At 60.7% G+C, this 12810-nt stretch carries 12 protein-coding genes; 6 read left to right on the top strand and 6 right to left on the bottom strand.

Features of this window, described 5'->3' with window-relative positions:
* The first annotated feature begins 66 nt into the window (after window positions 1–66).
* From cysM to SSARUM2_RS17720, 3 genes are all read left to right on the top strand, one after another.
* Window positions 67–948 (top strand): cysteine synthase CysM, encoded by an 882-nt coding sequence (cysM, locus tag SSARUM2_RS17730; protein ID WP_049213203.1) that lies wholly within the window; start codon window positions 67–69, stop codon window positions 946–948.
* Between the two features lie 257 nt (window positions 949–1205).
* Window positions 1206–1886: a response regulator transcription factor gene (locus SSARUM2_RS17725; RefSeq protein WP_033635459.1), complete on the top strand. Its 681-nt coding sequence runs from the start codon at window positions 1206–1208 to the stop codon at window positions 1884–1886.
* Between the two features lie 6 nt (window positions 1887–1892).
* Window positions 1893–3218: an ATP-binding protein gene (locus SSARUM2_RS17720; protein ID WP_049233571.1), complete on the top strand. Its 1326-nt coding sequence runs from the start codon at window positions 1893–1895 to the stop codon at window positions 3216–3218.
* 76 nt (window positions 3219–3294) lie between these two features.
* Here SSARUM2_RS17720 and crr read toward each other — a convergent pair whose 3' ends face one another.
* The 5 genes from crr to cysZ all read right to left on the bottom strand — a co-directional run bounded on the left by crr (window position 3295) and on the right by cysZ (window position 8196).
* Window positions 3295–3804, bottom strand: coding sequence for a PTS glucose transporter subunit IIA (gene crr / locus SSARUM2_RS17715; protein WP_004936467.1), 510 nt, complete (start codon window positions 3802–3804; stop codon window positions 3295–3297).
* Between the two features lie 49 nt (window positions 3805–3853).
* Window positions 3854–5581 (bottom strand): phosphoenolpyruvate-protein phosphotransferase PtsI, encoded by a 1728-nt coding sequence (gene ptsI, locus SSARUM2_RS17710; RefSeq protein ID WP_004936461.1) that lies wholly within the window; start codon window positions 5579–5581, stop codon window positions 3854–3856.
* A 46-nt stretch (window positions 5582–5627) separates the two neighbouring features.
* The gene (gene ptsH / locus SSARUM2_RS17705; protein WP_033635455.1) at window positions 5628–5885 is read right to left on the bottom strand and encodes a phosphocarrier protein Hpr; all 258 of its coding nucleotides are present in this window, start codon (window positions 5883–5885) and stop codon (window positions 5628–5630) included.
* A 398-nt stretch (window positions 5886–6283) separates the two neighbouring features.
* A complete protein-coding gene (cysK, locus tag SSARUM2_RS17700; RefSeq protein ID WP_033635454.1) occupies window positions 6284–7252 on the bottom strand; it encodes a cysteine synthase A in 969 nt (322 codons plus the stop codon).
* Between the two features lie 185 nt (window positions 7253–7437).
* A complete protein-coding gene (gene cysZ, locus SSARUM2_RS17695; RefSeq protein ID WP_033635453.1) occupies window positions 7438–8196 on the bottom strand; it encodes a sulfate transporter CysZ in 759 nt (252 codons plus the stop codon).
* A gap of 221 nt (window positions 8197–8417) precedes the next feature.
* Between cysZ and zipA the strand changes: the two genes are divergently transcribed.
* From zipA to SSARUM2_RS17680, 3 genes are all read left to right on the top strand, one after another.
* Window positions 8418–9434, top strand: a complete 1017-nt coding sequence (gene zipA / locus SSARUM2_RS17690; protein WP_060452498.1) for a cell division protein ZipA — start codon at window positions 8418–8420, stop codon at window positions 9432–9434.
* Between the two features lie 79 nt (window positions 9435–9513).
* Window positions 9514–11535, top strand: a complete 2022-nt coding sequence (gene ligA, locus SSARUM2_RS17685; protein WP_060452499.1) for an NAD-dependent DNA ligase LigA — start codon at window positions 9514–9516, stop codon at window positions 11533–11535.
* A complete protein-coding gene (locus SSARUM2_RS17680; RefSeq protein ID WP_004936441.1) occupies window positions 11535–11750 on the top strand; it encodes a DUF3820 family protein in 216 nt (71 codons plus the stop codon). The genes ligA and SSARUM2_RS17680 overlap by 1 nt, the downstream gene beginning before the upstream one ends.
* Before the next feature lie 26 nt (window positions 11751–11776).
* Here the strand turns inward: SSARUM2_RS17680 and SSARUM2_RS17675 are convergent, their stop codons facing one another.
* The gene (locus SSARUM2_RS17675; RefSeq protein WP_041036174.1) at window positions 11777–12775 is read right to left on the bottom strand and encodes a bile acid:sodium symporter family protein; all 999 of its coding nucleotides are present in this window, start codon (window positions 12773–12775) and stop codon (window positions 11777–11779) included.
* Window positions 12776–12810 lie beyond the last annotated feature (35 nt).

The raw sequence follows: 12810 nt of genomic DNA, 5'->3' as shown, positions 1-12810 counted from the left end.
CTTTTATTCAAGGCAACCCCCGGGTTGCCTTTTTACTTTACGCACACCAACACACAGGCAAAGATCGTGACAACGCTCGAACAATGCATCGGGAATACCCCGCTGGTACAACTGCAACGGCTGGCCGCCCAGGCGGGCAGCGAGGTATGGGTCAAACTGGAAGGCAATAACCCGGCGGGCTCGGTGAAGGATCGAGCTGCGTTGGCGATGATCCAGCAGGCGGAGCTGCGCGGCGAGATCAAGCCCGGCGACGTGCTGATCGAGGCCACCAGCGGCAACACCGGCATTGCGCTGGCGATGATCGCCGCGCTCAAAGGCTATACGCTGAAGCTGCTGATGCCGGAGAACATGAGCCTGGAGCGGCAGGCGGCGATGCGCGCCTACGGCGCCGAGCTGATCCTGATCAGCCGTGAGCAGGGAATGGAAGGGGCGCGCGATCTGGCGCTGGAGATGCAGCGTCAGGGGCAGGGCAAGGTGCTGGACCAGTTCAACAACCTCGACAACCCCTACGCCCACTTCACCACCACCGGCCCGGAGATCTGGCGCCAGACCGAAGGGCGCATCACCCACTTTGTTTCCAGCATGGGCACCACCGGCACCATTACCGGCGTAGGCGGTTACCTGAAGAGCCAGAATCCGCAGGTGCAGATCATCGGCCTGCAGCCGGCGGAAGGCAGCAGCATCCCCGGCATTCGCCGTTGGGCGCCCGCTTACCTGCCGGGCATTTTCCGCCCGGAGCTGGTGGATCAGGTGCTGGATATCGAGCAGCGCGATGCCGAGCAGACCATGCGCCAGCTGGCACAGCGTGAAGGCATCTTCTGCGGCGTCAGCTCCGGCGGCGCGGTGGCCGGCGCCCTGCGCGTCGCGGCGGCCCACCCCGGCAGCGTCGTGGTGGCGATCGTCTGCGATCGCGGTGACCGTTACCTCTCCACCGGCGTGTTCGACTGAATGTGCCCTCCCGGCGGCGCGTTCCGCCGGGAAACCCCTTCGCACTTCCCTTTTGACCGACGGCATATCCGCCCCGCCAGCATGGCGGCTGGCGCCTGCCTGCATGCCAATGCCCTGACAGAAGTAGAGAAATCGCGCGACAGCAGCCACACTAACGGTGGCGAGACGCGAACGGCGATGTGTAAGGATTGAGTAAAACCGGCTGCGGGCCGGCGGAATTGGCGGGAAAATAACGAAAATCGGTGAAGGAGCAAGGCATGAAAATTTTACTGGTCGACGATGACCTGGAGCTTGGCACCATGCTGAGCGAATACCTGACGGGCGAAGGCTTCGACGCCACGCTGGTGCTGACCGGCAAGGCGGGAGTAGAGGGCGCGCTGTCGGGCGACTATACCGCGATGATCCTCGATATCATGCTGCCGGACATGAGCGGCATCGACGTGCTGCGCGACGTGCGTAAAAAGAGCCGGCTGCCGATCATCATGCTGACCGCCAAAGGCGACAACATCGATCGGGTGATTGGCCTGGAGATGGGCGCCGACGATTACATGCCCAAGCCGTGCTACCCGCGCGAACTGGTGGCGCGTCTGCGCGCGGTGCTGCGCCGGTTCGAAGAGCGGCCGCAGGAGGCGGACGACGAGGCCGCCATCAGCTTCGGCGAGCTGACGCTGAACCCTTCAACCCGCAGCAGCGAATGGCGCGGCAAGGCGTTTGATCTGACCGCTTCGGAATTCAATCTGCTGGAGCTGTTGCTGCGTGCGCCGGATCGCGTGGTGTCGAAGGACGAACTGTCCGAGAAGGGGCTGGGGCGCCCGCGCGAGGCCTATGACCGCAGCGTGGACGTGCACATCAGCAATATCCGCCAGAAGCTGAGCGCGTTGGCCGGCAGTAAGCTCATTATCGAGACGGTGCGCAGCATCGGCTATCGCATTCGGTAACCTGATATGCGTGGAAGACTGTTCTGGAAAATTTTGCTCGGCTTTTGGCTGACTTTCCTCATCATGACGCAGGCGCTGTGGGTGGCGTTTTCTCTCTATGGCGATCGCTATGTGCCGCCGGAGAACGCCATGGCGCGGCGGGTGATCGGCCTGCAGCTGGCCGCGGCCGCCACCCAGTTGCGCAGCGGTGGCATGCCGGCGCTGGAAGCCCTGATGCGCGACTGGCCCGAGGACGACAGGCGTTTGCTGTCGGTGACGCCGATGACCCAACCGCCGCCGCCCGCGCCGGAAGAACAGGCGTTTGAAGGGCGGCGGATGCCGAAAGAGATCTCTGCCTGGGTGCAGACCGGGGAAGGGCAGGGATACTGGCTGAGTTATAACGTGCGCGCGTTGCGGGAAGAGTATCGGCCGGAGCGGCGTTCCCACTTCTTCAACATTCCTGCGCCGATGCTGTGGGTCGGCGGGCTGGGCGGTTTGCTGTTCAGCGCCGTGCTGGCCTGGAACCTGACCCGGCCGATGCGTCAGCTGCGCGGCGGCCTGGATCGGGTGGCGCAGGGCGATCTCTCGGTGCGGCTGTTTCCGAAAATGCGGCGCCGCCATGACGAGCTGTCCGACGTGGCGCGCGATTTCGACACCATGGCCGAGCGGCTGGAGCTGCTGGTCAGCGCCCGCGAGCAGCTGTTGCACGACGTTTCGCATGAGCTGCGTTCGCCGCTGGCGCGCCTGCAGCTGGCGATCGGTCTGGCGCGGCAGAATGCCGGCAATGTCGAAACCTCGCTCAAGCGCATCGAACACGAGTCGGGGCGGCTGGACAAAATGATCGGCGAGCTGCTGGCGTTGTCGCGTACCGAACACAGCAGCCTGCCGGACGAAGAGTATTTCGATCTCTATGGGTTAGTGGACGCGGTGGTGAGCGATGCGCGCTACGAGGCGCAGGTGCCCGGTGTGGAGATCGTGCTGCAGGCCGAATCGGACGTGGAGTACACCGTCAAGGGCAATGCGGAGCTGATGCGGCGTGCGGTGGACAACATCGTGCGCAATGCGTTGCGCTTTTCCAGCCACGGCCAGCGGGTGACGGTAGCGCTGACGCGCGTCGATAACCAGTTCCAGATCGCCGTCAGCGATCAGGGGCCGGGGGTCGAGGAGGCGAAGCTGTCGAGCATCTTCGATCCGTTCGTGCGCGTGAAGTCGGCGCTGTCGGGCAAGGGCTACGGCCTGGGGCTGGCGATTACCCGCAAGGTGGTGCTGGCGCACGGCGGCCAGGTTGAGGCGCGCAACGGCGATAAAGAAGGCCTGGTCATTACCCTGCGTATCCCGCGCTGGCCGTCATAACGTAGCGAAATTGGGATACGACGAAGGGGATAAAAAAAACGGCGCCGAGGGCGCCGTTTTTCTTGCTCATCCGCGCTTACTTCTTGATGCGGATGATCGGGGTTTCGCCAACGGTCACGCTGCCGGACAGTTTGATCAGCTCTTTGATCTCGTCCATGTTGGAGATAACGACCGGCGTCAGGGTAGACTTGGCTTTCTCTTCCAGCAGTGGCAGGTTGAACTCGATAACCACGTCACCTTTCTTGACGCGCTGGCCTTCTTCGGCGATGCGTTTGAAGCCTTCGCCTTTCAGTTCTACGGTATCGATGCCGAAGTGGACGAACAGCTCAATGCCGCTGTCGGATTCGATAGAGAATGCATGGTTGGTTTCGAAAATCTTGCCGATGGTGCCGTCAACCGGAGCAACCATTTTGTTGCCGGCCGGTTTGATGGCGATACCGTCGCCAACGATTTTTTCAGCGAACACTACGTCCGGCACATCTTCGATATTGACGATTTCGCCAGAAAGGGGAGCGACGATCTCGATAGTGCCCGTGTCTTTCTTGTCATCAGAAACCAGAGATTTCAGTTTATCGAACAAACCCATGATCTTCTCCTAAGCATTAAATTGGGCGGCGTTCCAGTGTCGTGGAAGTTTAGCAGAGCGTTTTTTCTTCGATGAATTTATTGACGCAATTCATCAGGTCTTGTGCCGTTGGCTGTGCCAAGGCCTGCGCTGCCAACGCCTTCACATCTTCGAAATTCGTGTTACGAATAATTTTCTTGATGCGCGGGATTGAAATCGCACTCATGCTGAACTCATCCAGCCCCATGCCCAATAACAACAGTGTAGCACGCTCATCGCCAGCCAGTTCGCCGCACATGCCGGTCCACTTGCCTTCCGCGTGAGATGCATCAATAACCTGTTTGATCAGGCCTAGCACTGATGGGGACATCGGGTTATAGAGATGAGAAATCAGCTCGTTGCCGCGATCTACCGCCAGAGTATACTGGGTTAGATCGTTTGTCCCAATACTAAAGAAGTCGACTTCTTTCGCCAGGTGGTGAGCGATGACCGCCGCAGCCGGTGTTTCCACCATCACGCCCACTTCGATGCTCTCGTCAAACGCCTTGCCTTCTTCGCGCAGCTGCGCCTTCAGCGTCTCGATTTCGCCTTTCAGATCGCGCACTTCCTCCACGGAGATGATCATCGGGAACATGATGCGCAGTTTGCCGAACGCCGAGGCGCGCAGGATGGCGCGCAGCTGGGCGTGCAGGATTTCACGGCGGTCCATCGCGATGCGGATGGCGCGCCAGCCGAGGAACGGGTTCTCTTCCTTCGGCAGATTCATGTACGGCAGGTCTTTGTCGCCGCCGATGTCCATGGTGCGGACGATCACGGCCTGCGAGCCCATGGCTTCCGCCACGGCTTTATAAGCCTGGAACTGCTCGTCTTCGGTCGGCAGCGAGTCGCGGTCCATGAACAGGAATTCGGTACGATACAGGCCGACGCCTTCCGCGCCGTTGCGCTCTGCACCCGCGACGTCGCGCACGGTGCCGATGTTGGCGCAGACTTCAACCTGATGGCCGTCCAGCGTAATCGCCGGCAGGTCCTTCAGCTTGGCCAGATCGTTTTTCTCGGTGATGTATTGGTTCTGGGCGGCTTTCAGCTGATCGATAACGTCAGCAGTCGGGTTAACGTAAATCTGGTTGTTAACCGCATCCAGAATCAGGTAGTCGTCGTTCTTCACCTGCTTGGTCACGTCGCTGGTGCCGACGATCGCCGGCAGCTCCAGGGAGCGCGCCATGATAGAGGTGTGGGAAGTCCGGCCGCCGAGATCGGTAATGAAGCCCAGCACTTTGTCCAGGTTCAGCTGCGCGGTCTCGGACGGGGTCAGATCGGTGGCCACCAGGATCACTTCGTCCTGAATGGAGCCCAGATCGACGATCGGCATGCCCAGAATATTCTGCAGCAGGCGCTTGCCGATGTCGCGCACGTCGGCGGCGCGTTCTTTCAGGTACTCGTCGTCCAGCTCTTCCAGCGCTTTCGCCTGACCTTCGATCACGGTGTAGGCGGCGGCGTCTGCGGAGGCCAGATCGTCTTTGATTAGGGCTATGATTTCCTGCTCAAGCTCTTCGTCTTCCAGCAACATGATGTGGCCTTCGAAGATAGCTTCCTTCTCTTCGCCGAAGGTTTCGCCAGCTTTGGTCTTGATCGCTTCCAGCTGTTCGGACGCTTTCGCGCGGCCGGCCAGAAAACGCGAGACTTCCTGCTCTACTTGATCAGCAGAGATTTTCTTCCGGTTGATGACGATGTCGTCTTCTTTCAGCAAGAGAGCCTTACCAAAAGCGATGCCCGGTGATACTAAAATGCCTGAAATCATAACCCTACCTTACTCTTGACTGGTGTTAACTAAAAAGACGGGCCGATTACTCAAGCTCTGCCATCAGTTTTACCAAGTGCTCAACGGCTTTCTGCTCGTCTTCACCTTCAGCGGAGATTGTCACTACGGTCCCTTGAGTCAGCCCCAGAGTTTGCAGTTTGAACAGGCTTTTAGCGCTGGCGCTTTTGCCGTTGGAGGTCACGGTGATGTCAGACGCGAAGCCTTTGGCTTCTTTAACGAACTGAGCGGCAGGGCGAGTATGCAGACCATTCGGAGCGGTAATAGTAACTTCTTGCTGGAACATTGATGTTTCCCCAACTTATTGGATTAATGTTGTGGAGCTAAAGTTTAGCCCAGGGGCCTGACTTTAGCTTGTCTGGTTATAGCGCCTGACTATGGACAGGGGCGAACGTTGATGCAACAGAAAACGACGCGTTAGGCACTTCAGATCAAAAAACTCGGCTTTAGACGTCGTTCCAATCCGCTCCCCATTATGCCCGATTCGCCGCGTCGGCGACAGATGAGTAAATCGATTCAGCCTTGACCGGGCTCAGGGGGGATTAATTTTGCGCATCGAAATAATGCACCGTTAAATACTAAAGCCGGCGGGCAAAAGCAATCTTGGACTGCTATAAAGTTTGATCCAGTCCACAAAAAAGCACCCCGCAGGGTGCTTTTTTAGCGATTTGTGCAGTGGCGGAATTACTGCTGCAATTCCTGCTCGGTGAACAGATCGGCGAACAGCGCGGTGCTCAGGTAACGTTCGCCGGAAGAGGGCAGGATCACCACGATGGTCTTGTCGGCGAACGCCGGTTCTTCGGCCAGTTTCACCGCCGCCGCGACCGCTGCGCCGGAGGAAATGCCCGCCAGGATGCCTTCTTCGTCCATCAGGCGGCGCGCCATGCTGATGGCCTCGTCGTTGGAGACTTTCTCGACGCGATCCACCAGGTCCAGATCGAGGTTGCCCGGAATGAAGCCGGCGCCGATGCCCTGGATCTTGTGCGGGCCCGGTTTCAGCTCTTCACCGGCCAGCGCCTGGCTGATGACCGGCGAGTCGGTCGGCTCGACCGCCACGGTGGTGATGGCCTTGCCTTTGGTGTTCTTGATGTAGCGGCTGACGCCGGTCAGCGTGCCGCCGGTGCCGACGCCGGAGATGAATACGTCGACGTCGCCGTCGGTGTCTTCCCAGATTTCCGGGCCGGTGGTTTTTTCATGGATCGCCGGGTTGGCCGGGTTGCTGAACTGTTGCAGGATCAGGTAACGATTCGGATCGGTGGCGACGATCTCTTCCGCTTTGGCGATGGCGCCTTTCATGCCTTTCGCCCCTTCGGTCAGCACCAGATTGGCGCCCAGCGCCTTGAGCAGCTTGCGGCGCTCGATGCTCATGGTTTCCGGCATGGTCAGCGTCAGCTTGTAACCGCGTGCGGCGGCAACGAAGGCCAGCGCGATGCCGGTGTTGCCGCTGGTCGGCTCCACCAGCTCTTTGCCGGCGGTCAACACGCCGCGTTGTTCCGCATCCCAAATCATATTGGCACCGATGCGGCATTTGACGCTGAAGCTCGGGTTGCGTGATTCAACCTTGGCCAGAATGCGTCCGTTGCCGATACGGTTCAGACGAACCAGCGGCGTATGGCCGATTGTTAATGAGTTGTCTTCATATATCTTGCTCATAGCCCGTCCTTTAACTCTATGAAAATGTGGGGAACATCGAAAGCATACGCTAACAGTACCGGCAGGGAAGTAAAGAATTGGTATATCTATATGTTATTAGGAAATAAGTTTTAAGCACAATGATAAGGGCGCGAAATGCGCGCCCTGTCGAAAATTCCCGCGCTATCGGCGGTAAAAAGCGGCGGTTATCGGACGAACTGTGAGCGGTAGCGATCGACCCACATGGCGGTGGCGCCGCAGACGGCGACCGGCAGGATCACCAGGTTGAGGATCGGGATCATGGTGAACAGGCTGACCAGCGCGCCGAACTGCAGGTTAGCGGGTTTGTGCTGGCGCAAGGCGCGGCGCATGTCGGCAAAGCTCACCTTGTGGTTGTCGAACGGGTAGTCGCAATACTGGATCGCCAGCATCCAGGCGCTGAACAGGAACCACAGCACCGGCGCCACCGTCTGGCCGATGCCGGGCACGAAGTACAGCGCCAGCAGCAGCAGCGCGCGCGGCAGGTAATACATCAACTTGCGCCATTCGCGCGCCATGATGCGCGGCAAATCTTTGGCGATGCCGAGCAGGCCGGTGTCCGGTAGCGGTTTGCCGGTCAGGCTGCCTTCGAGCTGCTCGGCCAGCAGGCCGCAGAACGGCGCGGCGATCAGGTTGGTGATGGTGCTGAACAGATAGCTGAACACCAACAGCACCGAAATGACCGCCAGCGGCCACAGCAGGTAGCTCAACCATTGCAGCCAGTCGGGAACGTGGCTCATCATCGCCGGGATCCAGTCGCCGAGTTGGCTGAACAGCCACCAGAAAGCGGAACCCATCAGCAGCACGTTGACCAGCAACGGCAGGACCACATAGCGTTTAATCCCCGGGCGCGAAATCAGGCGCCAACCCTCGGCGAAATAGTGAATGCCGCTGGTCGAACGGGAAGGGGGCTGCGTATAGGACATATCTTAAGTTATCTCGTTGTCTGAACAGGCATCATTATCATATAGGGATGATTTTCCACTGGCTAGGGTAGGGTTGGCTGAAAAACCAGCAGAAAAAGGCAGTATAATCATCTTTATTGGCATAAAGTTCAGCACGGACTTGCACTTGTGTGCGCGGGCAAATAGAGTTAAAGAGTGAATGTTTGCCGCGGTGGCAATGTATTGGAACAACAGAGATAGCAATGATGCAGGATTTGCGTCTGATATTAATCGTTGTTGGCGCGATCGCCATAATAGCGCTGTTATTGCACGGTCTGTGGACCAGTCGCAAAGAACGGTCAGCGCTCTTCCGCGATCGCCCAGCCAAACGTTCCCAAAAGGAACGTGAACAAACTCCGATCGACGATCTCGAAGAAGGCGTCGGTGAGGTGCGCGTACGCGCCGCTCACCCGCAAGACGAGCCGTCATTCGGTCATTTCGATGCCGCACGCGAAGAACCCGTGGCCGCGCCGAAGCCCGCTCAGGCGGCTGCGCCAGCGCCCCGCGCCGTTCAGCCGGCTGCCCATCAGACGCCGCCTCCGCTGTCTCAGCGGCCGGAGTATGATGACATCCTGCTGAACAACTACGCGCCGGACGAAGAACCGGCCGAACCGCAGCAACCGCAACCGGCCGCGCGCCGTGAGCCGCGCGTCGACGATCTGCCGCATGAACATGAGGCGCCGCAGGTGGCGGAACCGGCATTCCACGCCGAGCCGGCCCCTGTGCAGCCAGCGCCGGAAGTGAAGCCTGCGCCGGAACCTGCACCGCAGCCGGCGGCTGCGCCAATTCAGGCTAAACTGAAAGAGACCGTGCTGGTGCTGCACGTCGCGGCCCACCAGGGCGGCGTGATCGGCGGCGAAGTGCTGCTGCAGAGCGTGTTGCAGGCCGGCTTCCAGTTTGGCGAAATGGGCATCTTCCACCGCCATATCAGCCCGGCCGGCAGCGGCCCGGTGCTGTTCAGCCTGGCGAACATGGTCAAGCCGGGATCGTTCGATCCTGACATGATGTCCGACTTCTCCACGCCGGGCGTGTCGATGTTCATGATGGTGCCGTCTTACGGCGACGCCAATCAGAACTTCAAGCTGATGCTGCAGTCGGCACAGCGCATCGCCGACGACGTGGGCGGCGTGGTGCTGGACGACGAGCGCCGCATGATGACGCCGCAGAAGCTGGAAACCTACAAAGCGCGCATCCGTGAAGTGTTGGAAAACAACGCCTGACCGGGTTGCCGCGCGCACAGAACATCCGTAACAACAAAGCCCCCGCTAGCCGGGGGTTTTTTATCTTTGATGGTGAGCCATGGAATCGATAATCCAACAAATCAATCAACTACGAGCCACATTGCGCCATCATGAATACCAGTATCATGTGCTGGATGCGCCGGAAGTGCCGGATGCGGAATATGACCGCCTGATGCGCGAACTGCGCGAGCTGGAGAGCGCGCATCCGGCGTTGATCACCGCCGATTCGCCGACCCAGCGCGTGGGCGCCGCACCGCTGGCGGCGTTTGACCAGGTGCGCCACGAAGTGCCGATGCTGTCGCTGGACAACGTGTTCGACGAAGAAAGCTTCCTGGCGTTTTACAAGCGCGTGCAGGACAGGCTCAAAAGCAGCGATCCGCTGACCTTCTGCTGCGAGCTGAAGCTGGACGGCCTGGCGGTCAGCCTGCTGTACGAAGACGGCGAGCTGGTGCGCGCGGCGACGCGCGGCGACGGCACCACCGGCGAAAACATCACCTCCAACGTGCGCACCATTCGCGCCATTCCGCTGCGCCTGACCGGGGACAACATCCCGCGCCGGCTGGAAGTGCGTGGGGAAGTGTTCATGCCGCAGGCCGGTTTTGAACAGATGAACGAAGAAGCCCGGCGCAAAGACGGCAAGGTGTTCGCCAACCCGCGCAACGCCGCCGCCGGCTCGCTGCGCCAGCTCGATCCGCGCATTACCGCCAAACGCCCGCTGACCTTTTTCTGCTACGGCGTCGGCCTGCTGGAAGGCGGCGAACTGCCGCGCAGCCACTTTGAGCGCCTGATGCAGTTCAAGGCCTGGGGCCTGCCGGTCAGCGATCGCGCCCAGCGCCGCACCGGCAGCGAGGAAGTGCTGGCGTTTTATCGCCAGGTCGAGCAGGACCGCGCGCAGCTCGGTTTCGACATTGACGGCGTGGTGATCAAGATTGACGATATCGATCTGCAGGAAACGCTGGGCTTCGTGGCGCGTGCGCCGCGCTGGGCGACGGCGTTCAAATTCCCGGCGCAGGAGCAGATCACCGTAGTGCGCGAAGTGGAGTTTCAGGTTGGCCGCACCGGCGCGATTACGCCGGTGGCGCGTCTTGAGCCGGTGCTGGTGGCCGGGGTGACCGTCAGCAACGCCACCTTGCACAACGCCGATGAAATTGAGCGTCTGGGGCTGCGCATCGGCGATACGGTGATCGTGCGCCGCGCCGGCGACGTGATCCCGCAGGTGGTGGGGGTGTTGGAAGACCGCCGGCCACAGGATGCGCGCGAAGTGGTGTTCCCGCTGCATTGCCCGGTGTGCGGCTCCGACGTTGAGCGCGTGGAAGGCGAGGCGGTAGCGCGCTGCACCGGTGGTCTTATCTGCGGCGCGCAGCGCAAAGAGGCGTTGAAGCACTTCGTTTCCCGCCGCGCGCTGGACGTTGAAGGCATGGGCGACAAGATCATCGAGCAGCTGGTGGACAAAGAGTACGTGAAGAACCCGGCCGATCTGTTCCGCTTGTCCGCCGGCATTCTGACCGGCCTGGATCGCATGGGGCCGAAATCGGCGCAGAATCTGGTCAATGCGCTGGAGAAATCCAAGCAGACCACCTTCGCCCGTTTCCTGTATGCGCTGGGCATTCGCGAGGTTGGCGAGGCGACCGCCGCCAACCTGGCGGCGCATTTCGGATCGCTCGAGAAGCTGTTCGCCGCCGATATCGAGGCGCTGAAAGAGGTGCCGGACGTCGGCGAAGTGGTGGCCAAACACACCCGCAATTTCCTTGATGAAGCGCTCAATCAGCAGGTGATCAACGAGCTGGTGGGCGCCGAGATCGGCATTCACTGGCCGGCGCCGGTGGTGGTGGTCGCCGAAGAGATAGACAGCCCGTTCGCCGGCAAAACCGTGGTGCTGACCGGCTCGCTGAGCCAGCTGTCGCGCGACGAGGCCAAAGATCGCCTGACGGCGCTGGGCGCCAAGGTCAGCGGCAGCGTGTCGAAGAAAACCGATTTGGTGATCGCCGGCGAAGCGGCCGGCTCCAAGCTGGTGAAGGCGCAGGAGCTGGGTATCGCCGTGATCGACGAAGCGGAGATGATCCGCCTGCTGGGTGACTGATGGAAAAGGAAAACCTGCTGGAGATCGCCAATACCGTGATGCCGTTCGGCAAGTACCAGGGACGGGTGCTGATCGATCTGCCCGAAGAGTACCTGCTGTGGTTCGCCCGCAAGGGCGAATTCCCCAAAGGCAAGCTCGGCATGCTGATGGAGATGACGCTGGCGATTAAAATCGAAGGGCTTGACCACCTGGTCAAGCCGCTGAAGAAAAGCTGAACTGACGGGCCTTGGCCCGTCTTTTTTTACCCGCGCGAGGCCTGCGCGTTGGCGTTGGGCACCGCCTGTTGCGCCCGCTGCTTGCGCTGATACCTTTTCGCCAGCACCGCACAGGTCATCAGCTGCACCTGATGGAACACCATCAGCGGCAACACCATGATCCCCACCGTCGCCGCCGGGAACAGGATATTGGCCATCGGAATGCCGTTCGCCAGGCTTTTCTTCGAACCGCAGAACACGATGGTGATCTCGTCCGCCTTGCTGAACCCCAGCCAGCGCGCCATATAGGTGTTCACCACCAGCACGATCGCCAGCAGCACGATGCTGCCGCCGACGATAAACGCCAGCGAACCGAGCCCCACCTGATGCCAGATGCCGTGCGTCACCGCCTCGCTGAAGGCTGCGTACACCACCAGCAGAATCGAGGTCTGGTCGGTTTTACCGATCAGCGGGCGATGGCGCTCGATCCAGCCGCCGATCAGCGGCCGCAGCAGGTGGCCGGCGACGAACGGCACCAGCAGTTGCAGCACGATCGAGCCCACCTGCCGCAGGCTGCCGGTATCGCCGTGCACGTTCATCAGCAGGCCAACCAACAGCGGCGACACGAAGATCCCCAGCAGGCTGGAGGCGGAGGCGCTGCACACCGCCGCCGCCACGTTGCCGCCCGCCAGCGAGGTGAAGGCGATGGCCGATTGCACGGTGGCGGGCAGGATGCACAGGTAGATGAAACCGGCGTACAGCTCGGGGCTGACGTCGATCGGCGCCCACCAGGCGAACAGCATCCCCAGCGCCGGAAAAATGATGAAGGTGCTGAACATCACCCACAGATGCAGCCGCCAGTTATTGCTGCCGGCCAGGATGGCCTCGCGCGACAGCTTGGCGCCGTGCATGAAGAACAGCAGGGCGATGGCGGCGATGGTCAGGACGTTGAGCCAGCCGACGAACTCGCCGCGCGCCGGCAGGAAAGAAGCCAGCAGCACGGTGGCGATCAGCGTCAGGGTAAAACGATCGGGCAGGAATCTCATGGCGATGCGCTCGGGTAGAAAATCGATGGGGCTAT

Source organism: Serratia sp. K-E0102, assembly GCF_029962625.1.
In the GTDB taxonomy this organism is placed as follows: domain Bacteria; phylum Pseudomonadota; class Gammaproteobacteria; order Enterobacterales; family Enterobacteriaceae; genus Serratia; species Serratia sarumanii.
This window is presented reverse-complemented; position numbering and strand designations above follow the sequence as displayed.

Bases quoted from the DNA above. Each gene is read 5' to 3' on its own strand.
- SSARUM2_RS17680 (WP_004936441.1), top strand. From the start codon at position 11,535: ATGGAAAAGGAAAACCTGCTGGAGATCGCCAATACCGTGATGCCGTTC.
- ptsI (WP_004936461.1), bottom strand. From the start codon at position 5,581: ATGATTTCAGGCATTTTAGTATCACCGGGCATCGCTTTTGGTAAGGCT.
- SSARUM2_RS17725 (WP_033635459.1), top strand. From the start codon at position 1,206: ATGAAAATTTTACTGGTCGACGATGACCTGGAGCTTGGCACCATGCTG.
- SSARUM2_RS17675 (WP_041036174.1), bottom strand. From the start codon at position 12,775: ATGAGATTCCTGCCCGATCGTTTTACCCTGACGCTGATCGCCACCGTG.
- ptsH (WP_033635455.1), bottom strand. From the start codon at position 5,885: ATGTTCCAGCAAGAAGTTACTATTACCGCTCCGAATGGTCTGCATACT.
- cysZ (WP_033635453.1), bottom strand. From the start codon at position 8,196: ATGTCCTATACGCAGCCCCCTTCCCGTTCGACCAGCGGCATTCACTAT.
- ligA (WP_060452499.1), top strand. From the start codon at position 9,514: ATGGAATCGATAATCCAACAAATCAATCAACTACGAGCCACATTGCGC.
- cysK (WP_033635454.1), bottom strand. From the start codon at position 7,252: ATGAGCAAGATATATGAAGACAACTCATTAACAATCGGCCATACGCCG.
- crr (WP_004936467.1), bottom strand. From the start codon at position 3,804: ATGGGTTTGTTCGATAAACTGAAATCTCTGGTTTCTGATGACAAGAAA.
- zipA (WP_060452498.1), top strand. From the start codon at position 8,418: ATGATGCAGGATTTGCGTCTGATATTAATCGTTGTTGGCGCGATCGCC.
- SSARUM2_RS17720 (WP_049233571.1), top strand. From the start codon at position 1,893: ATGCGTGGAAGACTGTTCTGGAAAATTTTGCTCGGCTTTTGGCTGACT.